The organism is Rhizobium sp. O111 (genome assembly GCF_055616315.1).
Genome location: NZ_JBSHXL010000001.1, coordinates 1284939 through 1305755 on the forward strand (window position 1 = coordinate 1284939; position 20817 = coordinate 1305755).

The window sequence follows — 20817 nt, forward strand, 5'->3', positions numbered from 1 at the left end:
CGATGGTCGATACCGTGACATTAAGCGTCTATCTACGGGGAATTAGATGTTGGATTTGATGTCGGGTATTCTTACATCAATAGAGCATCACAACAGGAGTTAGCGTAATGGGTTCTTTTAGCATGTGGCACTGGCTGATCGTTCTGGTCATCGTGCTGTTGCTCTTCGGTCGCGGCAAGATTCCGGAACTGATGGGCGATGTTGCCAAGGGCATCAAGAGCTTCAAGAAGGGCATGAACGACGAGGACGCGCCCGAAGCTTCGAGCACGACCACCGCAGGCAAGACCGTCGATCACAAGGCCGACGAAACGAAGTAACCACGTCCGGGCAGCGCCGCCCCCGCGTTTCCCGTTCAGGAGCCTTGAATGTTCGATATTGGCTGGACCGAGCTGCTTGTCATCGCGGTCGTATTGATTGTCGTGGTGGGTCCCAAGGATCTGCCCCCGATGCTTCGTGCTTTCGGCAAGATGACGCAGCGCGCCCGCAAGGTCGCCGGTGAATTCCGTGCCCAGTTCGACGAGGCGCTGCGCGAAGCCGATATGGACGACGTGCGCCAGACGCTGAGCGACGCGCAGAAGCTCAATCCCGTCAACACGCTGCGCGAGGCAATGAACCCGCTTCGCCAGATGGGCAACGAGATCAAGGCCGATCTCCAGCGCTCGACAACGGTCGATAGCAAGACGGAAGCGCCGCTCGGCTTGATGCCGGCGCCCGAGGTCGCACCGACCGAGACGCCTGCAGTCATGCCGGCTCCGACGCCGGTGCCTGCAGCATCGGCTGCCGTGCCTGAGGCTGCAGCGGCAAAGCCCGCCCGCAAGCCCCGCGCCAAGGCCGCCGACAAGGCGGACGCTGTTGCCGCCGTCGCGGTGACGCCGGCCGAAAAGCCGAAGCGTGCTGCTGCCAAGCCCGCGGACGTGAAGGCGGCTCCGGCTCCAGCTCCGGCAAGCGCTGCACCAGCCAAGGCTGCTCCCGCAAAGAAGACGGCCGCCGCAAAGCCGGCAGCAGTCGCCACGGCCGCGCCGAAGAAGCCGGCGGCGAAGAAAAAGAAAGATGAAGCATGAGCGGTGATATCGAAGACAAGCCGCAGCCGTTGATCGAGCACCTGATGGAGCTGCGCACGCGGCTCATGTGGTCGATCGGCGCCTTCTTCGCTGCCTTCATCGTCTGCTTCATTTTCGCCAAGCATCTCTTCAATGCGCTGGTCTTCCCTTACAAATGGGCGGTCCAGTGGGCGCATCTCGATGTCTCCAAGGCGCAGCTGATCTACACGGCGCCGCAGGAATTCTTCTTTACGCAGGTAAAGGTGGCCATGTTCGGCGGTCTCGTGATCGCCTTTCCGATCATCGCCGCGCAGATCTACAAATTCGTGGCCCCCGGCCTTTACAAGAACGAGCGTTCGGCCTTCCTGCCGTTCCTGATCGCCTCTCCGATCCTGTTCCTGATGGGCGCCGCACTCGTCTATTTCTTCTTCACGCCGATGGTCATGTGGTTCTTCCTGACCATGCAGCAGGCGCCGGGCGAGGGAGACGTCGCCATCTCGCTCCTGCCGAAGGTCTCTGAATATCTCAGCCTGATCATGACGCTGGTCTTCTCCTTCGGCCTGGTCTTCCAGCTTCCCGTCATCACCACGCTGCTCGCCCGCGTCGGCCTGCTGACGTCCGACTGGCTGCGCGAAAAGCGCAAGTTCGCGATCGTCATGGCCTTCATCGTCGCAGCGGTGCTGACCCCGCCCGATCCGATGTCCCAGATCGGCCTTGCGCTGCCGACCATCATTCTCTACGAGATTGCCATCTACGCGGCGCGACTCGTGGAACGCCAGCGTGCTCGCGATGCGGCCACCGAGGCTGAAGGGTCCCAGGACGTTGCCAAGACGGACAACGTCTAGCGTCACCGCAATTCCTCGATGAGCGCTTTCCAATATCCGGTCGAGGCCCGGTCAGGCTTTGGCCGGGTCATCCTTTTTGTAACGACCTGGAACGACGATGCTCGATATCAAATGGATCCGTGAGAATCCCGAAGCCCTCGACGCGGCACTTGCCAAGCGTGGTGCCGAGCCCCTGTCCGAAAGCCTGATCGCGCTGGACGAGAAGCGCCGCACGGCCGTTCAGAAGGTCCAGGACATGCTGTCCCGCCGCAACGCCGCCTCCAAGGAGATCGGTGCTGCCATGGCGCAGAAGAACACCGAGCTGGCCGAGAAGCTGAAGGCCGAGGTCGCCGACCTCAAGGTCCTGCTGCCGGCCGCCGAGGAAGACGATCGCGCCTTCTCCGAAGAGCTGAACGACGCCCTCTCGCGCATCCCCAACGTCCCCCATGACGACGTCCCTGTCGGCAAGGACGAGGGCGACAACGTCGTCACCCGCGTGACCGGCGAGAAGCCGCGTTGGAACCATACGCCGAAGGAACACTACGAAATCGGCGAAGCCCTCGGCTACATGGATTTCGAAACCGCCGCCAAGCTCTCCGGCTCGCGCTTCACCGTCTTGACCGGCCCGCTGGCAAGGCTGGAGCGGGCGCTCGGCCAGTTCATGATCGACCTGCACACCAGCGAGCACGGCTACACCGAAGTGAGCTCGCCGCTGATGGTGCGCGCTGAAGCACTGTTCGGCACCGGCAACCTGCCGAAGTTCGAGGAAGACCTCTTCAAGACGACCGACGGCCGCTACATGATCCCGACCGCGGAAGTCACGCTGACCAACCTCGTGCGCGAAGAAATCCTCGAGCATGACAAGCTGCCGCTGCGCTTCACCGCGCTCACCCCGTCCTTCCGCTCGGAAGCGGGCTCTGCCGGCCGCGACACCCGCGGCATGCTGCGCCAGCACCAGTTCTGGAAGTGCGAGCTGGTTTCGATCACCGACGCCGAAAGCTCGATCGCCGAGCATGAACGCATGACTGCCTGCGCCGAGGAAGTTCTGAAGCGCCTCGGCCTGCATTTCCGCACGCTGACGCTCTGCACCGGCGACATGGGCTTCGGCTCGCGCAAGACCTACGATCTCGAGGTTTGGCTGCCCGGCCAGAATACCTACCGCGAAATCTCGTCCTGCTCGGTCTGCGGCGATTTCCAGGCGCGGCGCATGAACACGCGCTATCGCGGCAAGGAAGACAAGACCAACCGCTTCGTTCATACGCTGAACGGCTCCGGCACCGCCGTCGGCCGCTGCCTGATCGCGGTTCTGGAAAACTATCTGAACGAGGATGGTTCGGTGACCATCCCCGACGTGCTGGTGCCCTACATGGGCGGCCTGACGAAGATCGAAAAGGCGGCTTGAGACCATGCGCATTCTGCTCACCAACGACGACGGCATTCACGCGGAAGGCCTTGCGGCGCTGGAGCGGATTGCGCGCACACTCTCCGACGACGTCTGGATCGTCGCGCCCGAGACCGACCAGAGCGGTCTCGCGCATTCGCTGAGCCTGTCGGAGCCGCTGCGCCTGCGCAAGATCTCCGACAAGCACTTCGCGCTGCGCGGCACGCCGACCGATTGCGTCATCATGGGCATCAAGCAGGTGATGGAGATCAAGCCCGATCTCGTGCTGTCAGGTGTCAACGCCGGTTCGAACGTCGCTGACGACGTGACCTATTCGGGCACGATCGCCGGCGCCATCGAAGGCACGATGCAGGGCGTGCGCTCCTTTGCGTTGAGCCAGGCTTACATTCGCGAAGGCGACCAGCGCATCCTTCCCTGGGAAGTCTGCGAGACGCATGCCCCGGCACTGCTCAACAAGCTGATGTCGGTCGATCTGCCCGAGGGCACCTTCCTCAATCTCAACTTCCCGAACTGCGCGCCTGACGAAGTCGAGGGCACGGAAGTGACCGCGCAGGGCAAGCTCGCCTTCAATCTGGAGGTCGACGCCCGCGCCGATGGTCGCGGCTTTCCCTACTACTGGCTGAAGTTCGGCGAGCGCGCCGGCGCCTTCGTTGACGGCACCGATGTCAACGCGCTCAAGAATAGAAAGATTTCGGTAACGCCTTTGAAACTGGATCTGACCGATTATTCCGTACAGGACCGCGTGGCGCGGGCGCTTTCGGGTACGGAGTAAATCGCATTGGCGGCACGTCTGGTGGAGAAGGAAGAGTTTGCGGCACTCGTTTTGAGGCTGCGGGCCGAAGGCGTGTCCGATCTTGATCTGCTGACGGCGGTCGAGCAGGCGCCGCGCTCGCTCTTCGTGCCGCCGCAATTCGCAGAGCAGGCTTATTCCAGCCGCACCATCCCCATCGAATGCGGCTCCTTCCTCGAAGGCGTCGATTTCGCCGTCCGCGTCCTGCATCACCTGAGAGTAAAGCCCGGCCAGCGTGTGCTGGAAGTGGGCACCGGCAGCGGTTTCATGACTGCCGTCATTGCCCGCATGGCCGAGCGCGTGCTCACCATCGACCGCTACAAGACGCTGACCTCGAATGCCCAGAAGCGCTTCGAGACGCTCGGCATCCGCAACATCATCGTGCGTCAGGCGGACGGCAGCGCCGGCCTTCAGGGCGAGGGCACCTTCGACCGTATCCTTGTTACCGCCGCCTTCGAGAGCATGCCGCGCTTCTATGCCGATCAGCTGGTTTCCGGCGGTTCGATGATCGCGCCGCTGATCATCTCCGAGACCGAGTGTCGCCTCGTGCGCCTGACCAAGACCGGCAGCCGCTTCGAGCGCGAGGAGCTATTTAACTCCCCGTACCTGCCGATTGTTCCGCGCGTCGCCTCGCAGCTCTGATCGTGTCGTCGCTATGGTTAGCGATTTGTCAAAAAACGCAAGCTGATGTTTCCGCCTTAACCGGTTGGTAATGCTAACGCGCTTTAATCATACCCACAAATGGTTGCGTTATTCAGTGGGTCGAGTGTCATGCGTTTCAGCGTTTCGCCTAAGTTCGGGAAGTCTGCCGGTAATGCCCTGATCGTGGCTCTCCTGGCGAGTGCTGCATCAGGTTGCAGTTCCGATGTGACGCGTTTCGGCGGTCTGTTTTCTTCGTCCGGTCAGGACCAGATGACGACAAATTCCATTCCTCGGCGGAGCATGAGCGGCCTTCAGGCTGATCCCGTGCCGCAGGCGGACATGCAGGGCGGCGCGATGCAGCCCAATTATGCAAACAACAATCAGTCGATGAACCAGCCATATCCGAGCCAGCAGTCGACCTACGGCTCGAGCGCTCGCATGGCATCGGCTCCGGTTTCCGTTCAGCGCTCCGAGCTTGCCGCTCCCGGCGCCGTGTCGCAGGCCCCCATGGCTTCCGGCAACGTATCTGCCGCTCGCGAAAAGCAGGTCGCTCTCGCTCAGCCGTTCCCGGCCGCCAACGCGCCGCAGCATTCCAGCCAGGTCATCGTTCCGCCGAAGCGCAACGCCGACAACATTGTCACGGGCTCGACCCCGAAGGTCTCCGGCTGGTCCTCGACCAACGCTCCCTCGGTCACCATGCGTCCCGGCGAAAGCGTCGCGATCCTCGCCAACCGCTACGGCGTTCCGGAAAAGGAAATCCTGCGCGCCAACGGCCTGAAGAGTGCAGCAGCCGCCAGGCCCGGCCAGACCATCCTGATCCCGACCTTCAACGGCGGCAACGCCGCCAAGGCCGCCGCGCAATCGAACGATCTCGCCAAGGGTGGCCAGGCGCCGCAGCCGGCTCGTGGCCAGGAACAGAACCTCGCGGTCATCCCGAACGGCTCGAACGCCTCGCGTGACAAGTCGATGGCGAGCGCCGACCAGTCCGGCAAGGCTCCCGTCGGCGCCGGCCCTAAGGGCGCTGGCGGCACCTACGTCGTCAAGTCGGGTGACTCGCTTGCCAAGATCGCCAAGGCGACCGGCAACAGCATCGACGACATCAAGGCCGCCAACAACCTCACGGCCGGCTCGATCCGCATCGGTCAGGAACTGAACATCCCGAACGGCAGCGGCTCCGCCGACACCATGAAGACGGCCTCGATCCAGCCGAAGGCGGAGCCCAAGCCCGCCGCACAGCCGGTATCCGCGCCGGAAACGGCCGCAGCCCAGCCCGCCACCTACAAGGCGCCGGTCGCCACCGAAAGCGTCAGCGACGCCGCCAAGAAGGAAGTGGCCTCGGCAGCACCCGAAGCCACCGGCATCGGCAAATATCGCTGGCCGGTCCGTGGTGCCGTGATCGCCGCCTATGGCGCCAACGTCAACGGCAGCCGCAACGACGGCATCGACATCTCGGTTCCGCAGGGTACCGCCATCAAGGCAGCTGAAAACGGCGTCGTCATCTACGCCGGCAACGGCCTCAAGGAACTCGGCAACACGGTTCTCGTTCGCCACGACGACGGCACCGTCACCGTCTACGGCAATGCCGACACGCTGAGCGTGACGCGCGGCCAGAAGATCCAGCGCGGCCAGACGGTCGCGGTGTCAGGCATGAGCGGCAACGTCAAGCAGCCGCAGGTTCACTTCGAAGTCCGCAAGGACGCGACGCCGGTGAACCCGATGACTTTCCTCGAGTAGGTTAGGCCTCGAGTAGGTCAAGAGTTTCCTCGAATAGGTATTGTGTATCGAGGACAATGCAAAAGCCCGGCAGACGCCGGGCTTTTGTCGTTTTGGTCGATGATTGAATGAGGATTAGGCTCTGTCGAGCGCGATCCGCTTCCGGCCCGCGAGGTCCTGGACATACTGCCAGGCGACGCGGCCCGAGCGGGCGCCGCGCGTGGTTGCCCATTCCAGCGCTTCCGCATGCAGCGTTTCGCGGTCGAGCGGCAGCTTGAAGTGGGCGGCATAGCCGTCGATCATCGTCAGATAGTCTTCTTGGCTGCACTTGTGGAAGCCGAGCCACAGCCCGAAGCGGTCCGACAGCGACACCTTTTCCTCTACCGCCTCCGACGGGTTGATCGCCGTCGACTGCTCGTTTTCCATCATGTGGCGCGGCAGCAGGTGGCGACGGTTTGAGGTCGCATAGAACAGCACATTTTCCGGCCGTCCCTCGACACCGCCATCGAGCGCCGCCTTCAGCGACTTGTAGGCCGTGTCGTCGTGGTCGAAGGAAAGGTCGTCGCAGAAGACGATGACCCGGTGCGGCGTGTCCTTCAGGAGGTCGAGCAGTGTGGGCAGGCTGGCGATATCCTCGCGGTGCACCTCGACCAGCTTCAGCGAGACGCCGCTGTCGCGTCTGACATCTTCGTGAACGGCCTTCACCAGCGACGACTTGCCCATGCCCCGTGCACCCCACAGAAGCACGTTGTTGGCGGCATAGCCCTCGGCGAAGCGTACCGTGTTTTCATGCAGGATATCGCGTACGCGATCGACGCCGCGGATCAGCGCCAGCGCCACGCGGTTGGGGCGGGCAACAGGCTGCAGATGCTGGCGGGCAGGGGCCCAGACGAAACAGTCGGCCGCGTTCCAGTCGTTGATGGCGGGCGGCGGTCCCGCCAGCCGTTCCACGGCATCGGCAAGGCGGCGCAGTTCGCCGAGAATGATGCTGTTGACGTCTTCGGCCATGGCCTTTTCTCCTTGGGGCGTATGCGGCTGTGTGGCAATTGCTTTTCGTAGTCGGGTAGCATGGCCTTTTATACGCGGAAAGGTTATTAGGCAGCGGAATCGGTACGGTTTTCGGCTGTTTCAGTTGCAATCGCAAAGACCATAATTATAGTCCGGCCACCGAGAAAAAAGGCGACATTCCGCCTCCGGAAAAGTTTGAGGAGATTAGCATGTTCATCACCCCGGCATTCGCCCAGGCCACCGACAGTGCGGCGTCGCCGTTCGGTTCCGGCTTCGAAATGATCATCCTGTTCGTGCCGTTGATGGTCGTCTGGTATTTCCTGCTCATCCGTCCGCAGCGCGCCCAGGCGAAGAAGCGTGACGAAGCCCTGAAGGCAATCCGTCGCGGCGATCAGGTCGTCACGTCTGGCGGTCTCGTCGGCAAGGTCACCAAGGTGATTGACGAAAAAGAAATCGAAGTCGAAGTTGCTGATGGCGTGCGCGTTCGCGTTGTCCGCACCGGCGTAACCGAGATCCGCGTCAAGGGCGAGCCCGTAAAGGCAGACGCCGCATAATCATCACGCATATCCCACGAACCGGATCACCCGGATCTGACATAGTCGAGAGAAAATGCTTCATTTTTCCCGCTGGAAGACCCTTCTGATCTGGTTTGTGGTGCTGGTGGCCGTGTTGATCGCGGCCCCCAATTTTCTGCCGGTCGGCCAGTCCGGCCTGCTGTCTTCCTGGCTGTCCAAGCACCGCGTCGTGCTTGGTTCCGATCTCCGCGGCGGCACGCATGTCGTCTTCGAGGTCGACCGCGCCGATGTCGCGCGCCAGAAGCTGGTCGCGACCGTCGGCGAGATCAGCCGCGCGCTGCGCCAGGCCAACATTCGTTACACCGGGCTTACGGGCAACGACCAGACAGTCACCGTCAAGATCACCGACCCCGCGCAGGTCGACGCCGCCGTCGCCGCGCTGAAAAATCTGACCTCGACACAAGGTGTCACGCTCAAGCAGGCCAATAGCGGCGACCTCACGATCGAAATCGCGGATGCCGCCATCGACTCCGCCATTTCTGAGGCGCAGGCCCAGTCCGTCGACATCGTCAGCCGCCGCATCGCCGGGCTCGGCAATCCGGATTTCGCGATCAAGCCCGAGGGCGCCGATCGTCTCGATGTCCAGGTCTTCGGCGTCATCGATGCGGAGCGTCTGAAGAACATCCTCAACGAGCCCGCCAAGCTTTCGGTGCGCATGCTTGACGAAACCATGTCGGGACAGGACGCCGTCAACGGTCGCTGGCCGGCGAGCTCCGAAGTTCTCTATTCGCTGGATGATCCGCCGATCCCATATCTGGTGGACCGTACCGATTTCATCACCAGCGCCAATATCGTCGATGTCCAGTCGTTTGCTGATGCGCAGGCCGACACGGTCGCGATCCGCTACGCGCTCGACGCCGAAGGCACCAAGCGCCTGGCGGAGAAGACACAGCAGCACGCCGGCGGCCACCTCGCCATCATCTTCGACGACCAGGTCATGGCCTCGCTCCCGATCAGCGCGCCGATCCTCGACGGCAAGGGCGAGATCCCGGTCAGCTACACCGAGGAAGGCGCCAGCGACCTAGCCCTCATGCTGCGCGCGGGCGCGCTTCCGGCGACGCTGACGACCGTCGAAGAACGCACGGTCAGCCCGACGCTCGGCGCGGAATCGGCGCGGGCAGGGCTCGTCGCTGGCATCGTCGCGGCCATCCTGGTCATCGGCCTGATGTTCGGCTTCTATCGCGGCCTCGGCCTCATCGCTGCTCTGTCGCTGCTCCTGAACCTCATTCTCATCCTCGCGGTGATGAGCCTCATCGGCGCCACGCTCACCTTGCCGGGGATTGCCGGCATCGTGCTCATCATGGGCATGGCGGTTGATGCCAATGTGCTGATCTACGAGCGCATTCGCGACGAGGCGAAGACCGGCCGGCCGTTCTTCGAGGCGATTGACTACGGTTTCTCCCGCGCCATCATGACGATCCTCGACGCTAACGTCACCATCTTCATCGCCGCCGTCATCCTCTATTTCCTCGGCAACGACGCCGTGCGCGGCTTTGCCGTCACGCTCGCCGCCGGCATCCTGACCACCATCTTCACGGCCGTCACGCTCACCCGCTGGATCGTCGTCACCTGGCTGCATCGCCGCCATCCGCGGCATCTGCCGAAGGATGTCCACACCGGCATCTTCGATCGCGCCAACATCCGCTTCATGGGCATCCGCCGCTACGTCTTCACCGCCTCGGCCGCCCTTTGCGTCGCCGCCATGCTGGGTTTCGCGGCGGTCGGAATGCATCTCGGCATCGATTTCGCCGGCGGCTCGATCATCGAGGTGAAGGCCAAGCAAGGCCCTGCCGACCTCGAGGATATCCGCGCCCGCCTCGGCGATCTGCCGATCGGCGACATTCTTGCCCGCAGGCTGGCCGATCCGGCAGGCGCGCTGATCCAGCTGGAAGCGCAGGGCGGCGGCGAGAATGCCGAACAATCGGCGGTCACGCTGGTGCGCGACGAACTCGCCAACGATTATGATTTCCGCCGCGTCGAAGTCGTCGGTCCCGCGATCTCGGGCGAACTCACCCGCGCCGCCTCGCTCGGCGTGCTCGCGTCGCTTCTCGTCATTCTCGTCTATATCTGGATGCGCTTCGAATGGCAGTTCGCCGTCGGCGCCATCGTGGCCACGCTGCACGACATCATCCTGATCCTCGGGTTGTTCGTGCTCACAGGCATCGAGTTCAACCTGACCAGCGTCGCCGCCCTTCTGACGATCATCGGCTATTCGCTCAACGATACCGTCGTGGTCTACGACCGCATGCGCGAAAACCTGAAGCGTTACCGCAAGATGCCGTTGCCGATCCTGATCGACGCGTCGATCAACCAGACGCTGTCGCGCACCGTGCTGACCGCCGCCACCACCATGCTGGCGCTGCTCGCGCTGGCGCTCTTCGGCGGCGAGGTCATCCGCTCCTTCGCCTTCATCATGCTGGCTGGCGTTGCCATCGGCACGTTTTCCTCCATCTACATTGCTGCACCGGTGCTGATCGTCTTCAAGCTCCGCCCGGATGCGCTCGATAACGATAACGACAAGAAAGTACCGGAACCGGCCGCCCAGCCCGGCAAGCCGGCAGTGTGAGAATATGGCAAGAGGCATTGAAATACGCGAAGCGCACTTTCCCGGTCGCGCTCCGATCGATACCTACGGGAACGGCGGCTTCCGCTTCGCCGACATGTCGCATCGCGGCTCCATCCTCTGCCTGCCGTCGGGCATCCACGGCTGGAACATGGACGCGACCATGCCGCTGTCGATCGAAAACCTGCAGCGTGTCCTGAACGAGGCGTCCGAGATCGAATTCCTGCTGCTCGGCACCGGCGTCGACATGCGCCCGATCCCGGCGGATCTTAAGGCTGCGCTGAAGGGCGCCGGCATTTCCTCGGATTCGATGAGCACGGGTGCGGCGGTGCGCACCTTCAACATCATGCTGATGGAATCGCGCGCCGTGGCAGCGGCGCTGATCGCGGTCTGACGCATGGCCGATCAATCCTCGACGAACCAGGACATCTGCCTGGCGATGCTGCGCGACAGCGATCGTGACCGCTATCTCGCCTGCCTCCTGTCTCCCGAAGACAAGCGCGGCGCGCTGGCGGCGCTCTATGCATTCAACGCCGAACTCGCCCGCATCCGCGATCTCGTGCACGAACCGCTGCCCGGCGAAGTCCGCATGCAATACTGGCGCGATCTTCTGGAGGGAACCGCGCACGGCTCAACGGAAGCCAACCCGGTGGCTGCCGCGCTGCTGGCCGCGATCGAGGCGCATCGTCTGCCGCGCAAGACATTGTCGGATAAGATCGACGCCCGCATCTTCGATCTCTACGACGATCCGATGGAATCGCGCGGCGCGCTGGAAGGCTATGCCGGCGAAACGGCCTCGGCCCTGATCCAGCTGGCAAGCCTGATCCTGTCGCCCGACGAGGCGGCGCAGTCGGCCGAAGCGGCCGGCCATGCCGGTGTCGCCCAGGCGATCGCGGGATTGCTGCTCTTGATGCCGCTCCATCGCCATCGCGGCCAGATCTACATCCCGCTCGAAATCCTTGCCGCGACCGGACTTGACCGAGACACCTTCCTGGCTGGCGAAGACAAGGCGCGCATCTCGGCGGCCATCGAGGCTTTCGCCGGACTTGGCCGCGACCATCTCGCGAGGGCGCGCAAGGTGACTATCCCGCAAGCGGTCTTCCCGGCCTTCCTGCCCGCAGCACTGGCTGCGCCAGTGCTGTCGAAGGCGCAGAAGCTGGGGGCAGGGCTGTTCGATCGCTCTGCGCAGCAACCGCAATGGCGCCGCCAGATCGGTATGACCGTGGCGCTGATGCGCAAGAAAATCTGAGGCTCGTTCAAACTCGCGCAAGCCTCGCGCGTTATAGCTGTCATCATCGCTTGCTTTGAATGGAGTGTGACGTGAGCATAATGATCTGGGCCACTCTTTTCGTGATGCTCGTCATCGTGGCCTTCATCGCCGTGCGCATGTCGGCGAAACATGAGGAGCAGGGCCTGCACGATACCGGCCTTGCCATCATCGAGTTCAACCGCGCCTTCCCGACCGAAGCGATCCGCTCGCTGCAGGCAACGGCCAATGGCCAGGTGGTCTTCGTCCGCCTGCACGACAACAAGGCCGGCTTTATGCGCAGCATGCAGCGCCATTACTCCTGCCAGGTCATCCAGCCGGGCAGGGTGCGCGTTCTAAGCTCCGATAGCGGCAAGGGCCTGACGGTCGATTTCCTGGATACGCCCCACCAGAACGGCACCTTCGAATTCGCCTCGCCGAAGGAAGCCTCCGAAGTCGCCCTCTGGCTGCTCGGCAACTACGTCGCCGAACCCGATCGCGAACTGCCGCTGGCCGACCCGACTGCCGCCAACCACCGATAGGGCGACCTCACGCTTCCCTTACAACGCATTTCATCCCCGCCGATCGTTTGAGAGGGCGGGGATGGATGTTGAGGGTTGCTATCCGCGCTTTTAGTGCAGGATCTGGCTGAGGAAGAGCTTGGTGCGCTCGTGCTGCGGATTGTCGAAGAACTCGGCCGGCGAGTTCTGTTCGACGATCTGGCCCTGATCCATGAAGATGACGCGGTTGGCGACCTGGCGGGCGAAGCCCATTTCGTGGGTCACGCACAGCATCGTCATGCCTTCTTCGGCAAGACCAACCATGGTGTCGAGCACTTCCTTGATCATTTCAGGATCGAGCGCCGATGTCGGCTCGTCGAACAGCATGATCTTCGGGTTCATGCACAGCGAGCGGGCGATCGCCACGCGCTGCTGCTGACCGCCGGAAAGCTGGCCCGGATACTTGTTGGCCTGCTCGGGGATCTTGACGCGCTTGAGGAAGTGCATGGCGATTTCTTCGGCCTGCTTCTTCGGCATCTTGCGCACCCAGATCGGCGCCAGGGTGCAGTTTTCCAGGATCGTCAGGTGCGGGAAGAGGTTGAAGTGCTGGAAGACCATGCCGACTTCGCGGCGCACTTCGTCGATCTTCTTCAGATCGTTGGTCAGCTCCGTGCCATCGACGATGATCTGGCCCTTCTGGTGTTCTTCCAGGCGGTTGATACAGCGGATCATCGTCGACTTGCCGGAACCCGAAGGGCCGGCGATGACGATGCGCTCGCCGCGCATGACCTTGAGGTTGATGTCGCGCAGCACGTGGAAATCACCGTACCACTTGTTCATGCCGATGATTTCGATGGCAACATCGGTTGCCGACACGGTCATCTTCTTGGGTTGGGCTTCAGCCATGATTTTTCCCCTTGCTCTTATCGTTTGTGGCCAGTGTCGAGGTGGCGTTCCATGAAGTTTGAATAGCGTGACATGCCGAAGCAGAAAAGCCAGAAAACGAAGCCCGCGAAGATCAGGCCGGTCAAAGGCGTCACGGCACTTGCCCAGTTGGCGTCCGAGAAGTTCAGGCGCACGATGTTCAACAGGTCGAACATGCCAATGATCGACACCAACGACGTATCCTTGAAGGTGCCGATGAAGGTGTTGACGATGCTGGGGATAACCAGCTTGATCGCCTGCGGCATGATCACCAGCCGGGTCTTCTGCCAGTAGCCGAGGCCCAGCGAATCCGCGCCCTCGAACTGCCCCTTCGGAATGGCCTGCAGGCCGCCGCGGATGACTTCGGCCATGTAGGCCGAGGTGAAGATCGACACCCCGATCAGCGCGCGCAGCAGCTTGTCGATGGTCCAGCCTGTGGGCAGGAACAGCGGCAGCATGACGCTTGCCATGAAGAGGACGGTGATCAGCGGCACGCCGCGGACGATTTCGATGAAGGCCACGCAGACCATGCGGATGACGGGCATCTTTGATCGCCGGCCGAGCGCGAGCAGGATGCCGCAAGGGAAGGAGACCGCGATGCTGACGAAGGAAAGGATCAGTGTCACCATCAGGCCGCCCCAGAGCGACGTTTCAACGACCTCAAGACCGAAGCCGCCGTAAAGCAGCCAGAAGGAAACGACCGGCAGGACGAGGAACAGCAGGATGGCGTTCAGGCCCTTGCGCGGCACCGACGGGATCAGCATCGGCACCAGGAGTGCAACGAACAGGATGCCGACGATGGTCGGGCGCCAGCGGTCGCTGATCGGATAGCGGCCGAAGATGAACTGGTCGTACTTGGCCTGCACGAAGGCCCAGCAGGCGCCGCTCCAGCCCTCGGGCTGAACGCCACCCTGGACGGTCGTTGCGCAGAAGGTGCGGTCGGGACCGGACCAGACGGCCTGGATGAACAGCCAGTTGACGATGTGCGGCACCGCCCAGAGGATGAGCGCCAGCGCAAGCACCGTCAGCACGACGTCTTTCGGCGTCGCCAGAAGGTTCTTGCGGACCCAGGCGGTGACGCCCTTTTCTCCCGCCGGGGCGGGTTCGGGCGACAGCATGGTGGTTCGGACGAAGGAGTTCTTGGATACGGACATCGTCTTATCTCTCCACCAGGGCCATCTTGGCGTTGAACCAGTTCATGAACAGCGAGGTGAGGATGCTCAATCCGAGGTAGATGATACCCCAGATGCAGACGATTTCGATCGCCTGGCCGCTCTGGTTCATGATGGTGCCGCCGACCGCGACGAGGTCGGAGAAGCCGATGGCGATCGCCAGCGACGAGTTCTTGGTGAGGTTGAGATACTGGCTCGTCAGCGGCGGGATGATGATGCGCATGGCCTGCGGCACGACGACGAGGCGCGTGACGCTGGAGGGATGCAGACCGAGCGCGCCGGCCGCTTCCGACTGGCCCTTCGGCACGCCCCGAATACCGCCGCGAACGATCTCGGCGATGAAGGATGCGGTGTAGAAGGACAGCGCCAGGAATAGCGACATGAACTCAGGCCCGACGACCGAGCCGCCGGTGAGGTTGAACTTGCCGGCAACGGGAATGTCGAAGGACATCGGCAGTCCCGATGCGAGGAAGGCCACGACGGGCAATCCGACGATCAGGCCGATCGACACCCAGATGGTGTGGAACGGCTTGCCGGTGGCAGCCTGCCGCTTGTGCGCCCAGCGTGCCATGAAGATGACGGCGATGATCGCGATTACGAAGGCCGCCAGCACCGCGAGCATGCCGCTCTCGAAGATCGGGCGAGGGAAGGCCAGGCCGCGATTGTTGAGGAACATGCTGAACGGCAGATGCAGCGATTCACGCGGTTGCGGCAGAACGGCGAGAACGCCGGAATACCAGAAGAAGATGACGAGCAGCGGCGGGATGTTGCGGAAAACCTCGACATAGATCTGGCACAGCTTGGCGATCAGCCAGTTGTGCGACAGGCGCCCGATGCCGACGATGAAGCCGATGATGGTCGCCGTGATGATGCCGGTGATGGCCACCAGCATGGTGTTGAGGATGCCGACGACGAGCGCGCGTCCGTAGGTCGAATCGCTGGAATAGCTGATCAGCGACTGGCCGACTTCGAAGCCGGCGCGGCCGCGCAGGAAGCCGAAGCCCGAGGCCGTGTTGCTGCGCGCCAGGTTGGCCGCGGTGTTGTGCGCGATCCACCAGACGAGACCGACGAGTGCGACGACGGTGAGAACCTGGAAGAAGATGCCCCGATATTTCGGGTCGTTGAGTACGGACCGGTAGTTCCAGCCGTTTTCGGATATGGGTGTGGTGTGAGCCGCCTCTTGCTGCGCCATGCCGAGCCTTTCCCCTGTGTGCCCCTTTTAGGGCTTTTCTTTTTTGGAAGACGGAAAGGCGGCTTGGCCGCCTTTCCGGGCTTTCATATGGGGCCGATTAGCGGACCGGAGGTGCGTACTGGATGCCGCCCTTGTTCCACAGCGCGTTCAGGCCGCGAGCGATCTTCAGCGGGCTGCCCTGGCCGATGTTGCGCTCGAAGATTTCGCCGTAGTTGCCGACGCCCTTGATGACGTTTGCAGCCCAGTCGTTGGTGAGACCGAGATCGGTGCCGATCTTGGTGTCAGCCTCGGAGCCGAGGAAGCGCTTGATGTCAGGGTTCGGCGAGTTCTTCATTTCGTCGACATTGGCCTGGGTGATGCCGAATTCCTCGGCATTGATCAGCGCGTAAGCCGTCCAGGAAACGATGTCGAACCACTGGTCGTCGCCCTGGCGAACGGCCGGGCCGAGCGGCTCCTTGGAGATGATCTCAGGCAGGATCATGTGCTCGTCGGGGTTCTTCAGCGTCAGACGCAGCGAGTAGAGGCCGGACTGGTCGGTGGTGTAGACGTCGCAACGGCCCGAATCATAGGCTGCGTTGACTTCTTCGAGCTTTTCGAAAACCACCGGATTGTACTGCAGGTTGTTGGCCTTGAAGTAGTCGGCGAGGTTGAGCTCGGTTGTGGTGCCGGACTGTACGCAGATGGCGGCGCCGGAGAGTTCGAGAGCCGACTTCACGTTCAGGCTCTTGCGAACCATGAAGCCCTGGCCGTCGTAATAGGTGACCGGGCGGAAGTTGAAGCCGAGAGCGGTGTCGCGGTTGATGGTCCACGTCGTGTTACGCGACAGGACGTCGATTTCGCCGGACTGCAGCGCCGTGAAGCGCTCCTTGGCGTTGGTCGGCGTGTACTTCACCTTGGTCGGATCGCCGAAGACGGCGGATGCAACGGCCTTGCAGAAATCGACGTCGAAACCGGCCCAGTTGCCGGAAGCGTCAGGTGCCGCGAAACCGGTCAGACCGGTGTTGACGCCGCACTGAACGAACCCTTTTGCTTTTACGTCCCCAAGCGTCGTCGCCGAAGCTGCCGAAGCGCCAAGTGCGAAGACTGCTGCGCCAATGGCGACCGACAGAAGCTTAATCTTCATTTTTCCCAACCTTTTTCCGTTATCTTTTGTTTATTGTGGGAGCATCCGCAGAAGCATGCTGACCCCCCAAAAGACCCGACACCCTCCCGGCGCGAGTTGGTCTATCACAGTCGGAAATGTCACCACGGTCAAGTCTCGCGCCACAAGATTGCGTGATATTTCGGCAATTTGCTGAGCGCGGCTCACAAAATGAGCAATTGATTACCCAAAAGGCAGTGTTTGGCGAAAAAAATCGCGCAAACTCACTGATATATCTGGATAATTGCCGTACCGGCGGGTTCGCTTGGTCGGCTTTACGTTACGTGAGCGGGGTTGACCCCGCCTCGGGAGAGGTCCAAGACTTCGGCAAAGCGCGTTCATTCCAAAGGCTTAATTAGACATGACAGATAGAGACGGCCTGCTTCAAAACGCTGGCATCAATACCCGCCTTTCGCATATCGGCAACGACCCTTCCGACTATCATGGCTTCGTCAATCCGCCCGTCGTGCATGCGTCCACGGTGCTGTTTCCCAATGCCAAGGCGATGGACCAGCGGGCGCAGAAATACACCTATGGAACACGCGGAACGCCGACCACCGACGCTCTTTGCGAGGCGATCGACGCGCTTGAGGGATCGGCCGGAACGATCCTGGTTCCGTCGGGTCTCGCGGCTGTCACCGTGCCGTTCCTGGCTTTCCTGTCGTCGGGCGACCATGCGCTGGTCGTCGATTCGGTCTATGGCCCGACCCGCCATTTCTGCGACACGATGCTGAAGCGCCTCGGCGTTTCCGTCGAATATTACGATCCGGCGATCGGCGTCGGCATCGAAACGCTGATCAAGCCGAACACCAAGCTGGTGCACACGGAAGCGCCGGGTTCCAACACCTTCGAGATGCAGGATATCCCGGCGATCGCCGCGATCGCCCACAAGCATGGCGCAGTGGTGACGATGGACAATACCTGGGCGACACCGGTCTATTTCCGGCCGCTCGACTACGGCGTCGATATCTCGATCCACGCGGCGACGAAATATCCGTCCGGTCACTCCGATATCCTGATGGGCACGGTTTCGGCCAATGCCAAGCACTGGGAGCAGCTGCACGAGGCCAACATCACGCTCGGCATCTGCGGCGCGCCTGACGATGCCTACCAGATCCTGCGCGGCCTGCGCACCATGGGTGTGCGCCTCGAGCGTCACTACGAAAGCGCGCTCACCATCGCCAAATGGCTGGAGGGTCACGAAGACGTCGCCACCGTGCTGCATCCGGCGCTGCCGAGCTTCCCGGGTCACGAACTCTGGAAGCGCGACTTCAAGGGCGCCAGCGGCATCTTCTCTTTCGTGCTGAAGGCCGATAGCCCGGCCGCCTTCAAGCCAAAGGCGCATGCCTTCCTCGATGCGCTGAGGATCTTCGGTCTCGGCTGGTCCTGGGGTGGCTTCGAGAGCCTGGCGGTCCACGTCAACCTGAACGACCGCCGCGTCACCAAGGCGCCGAGCGAGGGTCCGGTGATCCGCCTGCAGATCGGTCTGGAGGATGTTGCCGATATCAAGCTCGATATCGAGCGCGGCTTCGCCGCCGCCAAGACGGTCTGATCAGCGGCGCTGTCAGTCCATGGCGCGATAAGCGTAGATCCAGTCAAGATCCGCCGCGAGACTTTGCGGCGGCTTCAGAGAGAGAACGATATCACGTCCGATCCGGAATGGACCGCGGGCGTGATAGACGAACTGGTTGAACGCGCCGCGCTGGCGCAGCCGGTTCACGCGCGGCACACGATGCGTCTCGAACAGTGGCAGCGCTTCTGAAACGGGACGTTTTGCCAGGAACGACGCCAGTTCATAGGCGTCCTCGATCGCCATCGCGGCACCTTGCGCGGCAAACGGCATCATCGCATGCGCCGCATCGCCGATCAGCACCGTGTCGCGGCCGTTCTGCCACTTGCCGCGCGTCGCCTCGTAAAGCGGCCAGAAAGTCATCTCGCCGGATTTTTCAAACAGCGACAGCAGCGCCGGGCTCCAGCGCGAGAAGCGGGCGAGCAACTGTTGGCGCTGCGCCTGCGTCGGCTGCGCGAGCCATTCGCGCGTAGCGGCATGGCCGGTGGTGATCGCCACCATGTTGAAGCTGTCGGTTTCGCGCAGCGGATAGGCGACCAGATGCGCCGATGGTCCGAGAAAGGCCGAGACGCTCTCGCGGTTCAGGATACCCCGTGCATCGGCCGCCGAGACGGTGAAGCGATAGGCGATGTTGCCGGAAAAGCGCGAGGAGGGGCTGTCGGCGACAAGATCGCGCGTCTTCGACCAGACGCCGTCGGCTCCGATGATCACGCCGCCCGCGCGGGTGATCGCGGCGATGTCACCGCTTTCGATGCGTGAGCCGAGATGCAGCGTGCAGAGCGGGTTGTCTTTTACGGCGGCAAGGAGCGCGCCTTGCAGGCTGGTGCGATGCAGCACCCCGTAGGGCGCCTCCCAGCGCGCGCGGGCGGCGGGGCCCGATGGCACGGCCGCCAGTTCATGCAGCGACGTGCCGGAGATCAGGCGAATGCTGTTCGGCTCGAGCCAGACCGGCGTCAACAGGTCGAGAACGCCAAGCTTGTCGAGGATGCGCGACGCATTGGGCGATATCTGCAGCCCGGCGCCCACTTCGGTCAGCTCAGGCGCCTGTTCGAAGATTTCGGAACGAATGCCATGCCTGACGAGTGCCAGCGCCGCCGTCAAACCAGCGACGCCCGCTCCGATAATAGCGGCATGTTCGACCGACATGGTCGATCCAATCTGTGTTTCGGTGAATTAAGCGACGTGTGAGTTAGGCGACCTGGAAGTGGAAGACGCAACCGGCCGGGTTCGTCTGGGTGGCCTTCAGCGCGCCGTTGAAGCGGTAGAGCGTCGAGCAGTAGGAACAGACCTTCTCGTTCTCGTCGCCCATGTCGATGAAGATATGCGGGTGGTCGTAGGGAACGGAGGCGCCCGTGCACATGAATTCCTTCACCCCGACTTCGATGACACGGTGTCCGCCGTCGTTCTGGAAGTGAGGGATATTGTGACCGGCCATGAGGGATCTCCGAATGCCTTTGAAAACGTGCGCACCTTATAGTGCGTCGCCGGAAATGTGTCGAGCCAAAGGAGAGGCGCGCCCGATAGTTTTTGGAGGCGCTTTTGGACCGTGCTTTTTGATTGGGGCAGGGGTTCCCGTCAGCGGCCCGATAAAATATGGTCCCGGCAAAACAGGACTGCCCCGATGAACTTGAATACGCCTGCCTTTTCCAGCTTCGTGCACGACGGCCTCAACCTCTCCTATTTCGACGAGGGAAATCCCGAGGGGCCGCCGGTGTTGCTCATCCACGGCTTCGCCTCCACCGCCAGCGTCAACTGGGTCTATCCGGGTTGGCTGAAAACGCTAGGCGAGGCCGGATACCGGGTGATCGCCATGGACAATAGAGGCCACGGCGCAAGCGACAAGCCGCATGATTCCGAAGCTTATCGCCCCTGGATCATGGCGGCTGATTCCATTGCGCTGCTTGATCATCTCGGCATCCCGGAAGCAAACCTGATCGGCTACTCGATGGGCGCGCGCATCTCGGTCTTCGCCGCGCTCAGCAGGCCCGATCGCATCCGTTCGCTGGTGCTCGGTGGACTCGGCATCGGCATGACCGATGGTGTCGGCGACTGGGACCCGATCGCAGACGCGCTTCTCGCGCCGTCGATCGATGGCGTCACCCATGCCCGCGGCCGCATGTTCCGCGCCTTCGCCGAGCAGACGAAGAGCGACCGCCAGGCGCTCGCCGCTTGCATCAGGGGCTCGCGCGATCTGGTCGAACGAAGCGACATGGCAAAGATCGAGGCGCCGACGCTGATCGCCGTCGGAACCAAGGACGATATCGCCGGCTCTCCGCAGGAACTGGCGGCGCTGATGCCCGACGCCCGCGCGCTCGATATCCCCGGTCGCGACCACATGCTTGCCGTCGGCGACAAGGTGTTCAAGGCGGCCGTTCTCGACTTTTACGCGGAACTCTCCGCTCGGTGACATCGGGGCGGCCGCGCAAGAACGATCGTTCACCAAAAGCCGAAAATAGCGAAAAGCTGTTTCCGCCGCCCCATTTATATCAGCCGGATTTTGCCCTATATAGGGTGA

General features: G+C 62.4%; 21 protein-coding genes. 14 read left to right on the forward strand and 7 right to left on the reverse strand.

Annotated features, from left to right (window positions below; translation table 11 throughout):
- Positions 1–107: 107 nt before the first annotated feature.
- The 7 genes from ACVTFQ_RS06600 to ACVTFQ_RS06630 all read left to right on the forward strand — a co-directional run bounded on the left by ACVTFQ_RS06600 (position 108) and on the right by ACVTFQ_RS06630 (position 6432).
- Entirely contained in the window at positions 108–317 is a 210-nt protein-coding gene (locus tag ACVTFQ_RS06600; RefSeq protein ID WP_047510174.1) for a twin-arginine translocase TatA/TatE family subunit, read from the forward strand.
- 48 nt (positions 318–365) lie between these two features.
- Positions 366–1061: a Sec-independent protein translocase protein TatB gene (gene tatB, locus ACVTFQ_RS06605; protein WP_111561382.1), complete on the forward strand. Its 696-nt coding sequence runs from the start codon at positions 366–368 to the stop codon at positions 1059–1061.
- The gene (gene tatC / locus ACVTFQ_RS06610) at positions 1058–1885 is read left to right on the forward strand and encodes a twin-arginine translocase subunit TatC (protein WP_018900081.1); all 828 of its coding nucleotides are present in this window, start codon (positions 1058–1060) and stop codon (positions 1883–1885) included. Before tatB ends, tatC begins: the two co-directional genes overlap by 4 nt.
- A gap of 97 nt (positions 1886–1982) precedes the next feature.
- Positions 1983–3266 (forward strand): serine--tRNA ligase, encoded by a 1284-nt coding sequence (serS, locus tag ACVTFQ_RS06615; protein WP_111561383.1) that lies wholly within the window; start codon positions 1983–1985, stop codon positions 3264–3266.
- Positions 3267–3270: 4 nt separating this feature from the next.
- Complete coding sequence (gene surE / locus ACVTFQ_RS06620) at positions 3271–4038, forward strand: 5'/3'-nucleotidase SurE (RefSeq protein ID WP_111561384.1); 768 nt, start codon at positions 3271–3273, stop codon at positions 4036–4038.
- 6 nt (positions 4039–4044) lie between these two features.
- A complete protein-coding gene (locus ACVTFQ_RS06625; RefSeq protein WP_111561385.1) occupies positions 4045–4698 on the forward strand; it encodes a protein-L-isoaspartate(D-aspartate) O-methyltransferase in 654 nt (217 codons plus the stop codon).
- Between the two features lie 129 nt (positions 4699–4827).
- Positions 4828–6432, forward strand: coding sequence for a peptidoglycan DD-metalloendopeptidase family protein (locus tag ACVTFQ_RS06630; RefSeq protein ID WP_111561386.1), 1605 nt, complete (start codon positions 4828–4830; stop codon positions 6430–6432).
- Between the two features lie 114 nt (positions 6433–6546).
- Here the strand turns inward: ACVTFQ_RS06630 and ACVTFQ_RS06635 are convergent, their stop codons facing one another.
- Positions 6547–7419 carry an ATP-binding protein gene (locus ACVTFQ_RS06635; protein WP_111561387.1) on the reverse strand — a complete coding sequence of 291 codons (873 nt, stop codon included), beginning with the start codon at positions 7417–7419 and terminating at the stop codon, positions 6547–6549.
- Between the two features lie 209 nt (positions 7420–7628).
- Between ACVTFQ_RS06635 and yajC the strand changes: the two genes are divergently transcribed.
- From yajC to ACVTFQ_RS06660, 5 genes are all read left to right on the forward strand, one after another.
- Positions 7629–7973, forward strand: coding sequence for a preprotein translocase subunit YajC (gene yajC, locus ACVTFQ_RS06640; protein ID WP_470423739.1), 345 nt, complete (start codon positions 7629–7631; stop codon positions 7971–7973).
- Between the two features lie 55 nt (positions 7974–8028).
- Positions 8029–10560: a protein translocase subunit SecDF gene (secDF, locus tag ACVTFQ_RS06645; RefSeq protein WP_112988803.1), complete on the forward strand. Its 2532-nt coding sequence runs from the start codon at positions 8029–8031 to the stop codon at positions 10558–10560.
- Between the two features lie 4 nt (positions 10561–10564).
- Positions 10565–10951, forward strand: coding sequence for an Mth938-like domain-containing protein (locus tag ACVTFQ_RS06650; RefSeq protein ID WP_018900073.1), 387 nt, complete (start codon positions 10565–10567; stop codon positions 10949–10951).
- Positions 10952–10954: 3 nt separating this feature from the next.
- Positions 10955–11806, forward strand: a complete 852-nt coding sequence (locus ACVTFQ_RS06655) for a phytoene/squalene synthase family protein (protein WP_111561389.1) — start codon at positions 10955–10957, stop codon at positions 11804–11806.
- 71 nt (positions 11807–11877) lie between these two features.
- On the forward strand, positions 11878–12345 hold the full coding sequence (locus ACVTFQ_RS06660) for a hypothetical protein (protein WP_111561390.1): 468 nt from the start codon (positions 11878–11880) through the stop codon (positions 12343–12345).
- A 90-nt stretch (positions 12346–12435) separates the two neighbouring features.
- Here ACVTFQ_RS06660 and ACVTFQ_RS06665 read toward each other — a convergent pair whose 3' ends face one another.
- The 4 genes from ACVTFQ_RS06665 to ACVTFQ_RS06680 all read right to left on the reverse strand — a co-directional run bounded on the left by ACVTFQ_RS06665 (position 12436) and on the right by ACVTFQ_RS06680 (position 16714).
- Entirely contained in the window at positions 12436–13209 is a 774-nt protein-coding gene (locus ACVTFQ_RS06665) for an amino acid ABC transporter ATP-binding protein (protein ID WP_018900031.1), read from the reverse strand.
- Positions 13210–13226: 17 nt separating this feature from the next.
- Positions 13227–14381: an amino acid ABC transporter permease gene (locus ACVTFQ_RS06670; protein WP_111561391.1), complete on the reverse strand. Its 1155-nt coding sequence runs from the start codon at positions 14379–14381 to the stop codon at positions 13227–13229.
- Between the two features lie 4 nt (positions 14382–14385).
- Positions 14386–15591 carry an amino acid ABC transporter permease gene (locus tag ACVTFQ_RS06675; RefSeq protein ID WP_111561392.1) on the reverse strand — a complete coding sequence of 402 codons (1206 nt, stop codon included), beginning with the start codon at positions 15589–15591 and terminating at the stop codon, positions 14386–14388.
- Between the two features lie 97 nt (positions 15592–15688).
- Positions 15689–16714 carry an amino acid ABC transporter substrate-binding protein gene (locus ACVTFQ_RS06680; protein WP_111561393.1) on the reverse strand — a complete coding sequence of 342 codons (1026 nt, stop codon included), beginning with the start codon at positions 16712–16714 and terminating at the stop codon, positions 15689–15691.
- Positions 16715–17093: 379 nt separating this feature from the next.
- On the opposite strand from ACVTFQ_RS06680, the gene ACVTFQ_RS06685 reads away from it, so the two are divergent.
- Complete coding sequence (locus ACVTFQ_RS06685) at positions 17094–18284, forward strand: cystathionine beta-lyase (protein WP_111561394.1); 1191 nt, start codon at positions 17094–17096, stop codon at positions 18282–18284.
- Positions 18285–18296: 12 nt separating this feature from the next.
- On the opposite strand, the gene ACVTFQ_RS06690 is transcribed toward ACVTFQ_RS06685, so the two are convergent.
- Together ACVTFQ_RS06690 and ACVTFQ_RS06695 are read right to left on the reverse strand one after the other, a co-directional pair.
- Positions 18297–19448 (reverse strand): FAD-dependent monooxygenase, encoded by a 1152-nt coding sequence (locus ACVTFQ_RS06690; RefSeq protein ID WP_112950291.1) that lies wholly within the window; start codon positions 19446–19448, stop codon positions 18297–18299.
- Positions 19449–19491: 43 nt separating this feature from the next.
- The gene (locus ACVTFQ_RS06695) at positions 19492–19737 is read right to left on the reverse strand and encodes a zinc-finger domain-containing protein (protein WP_018900025.1); all 246 of its coding nucleotides are present in this window, start codon (positions 19735–19737) and stop codon (positions 19492–19494) included.
- Positions 19738–19923: 186 nt separating this feature from the next.
- Between ACVTFQ_RS06695 and ACVTFQ_RS06700 the strand changes: the two genes are divergently transcribed.
- Positions 19924–20709 carry an alpha/beta fold hydrolase gene (locus tag ACVTFQ_RS06700; protein ID WP_111561396.1) on the forward strand — a complete coding sequence of 262 codons (786 nt, stop codon included), beginning with the start codon at positions 19924–19926 and terminating at the stop codon, positions 20707–20709.
- The last annotated feature ends 108 nt before the right edge of the window (positions 20710–20817 follow it).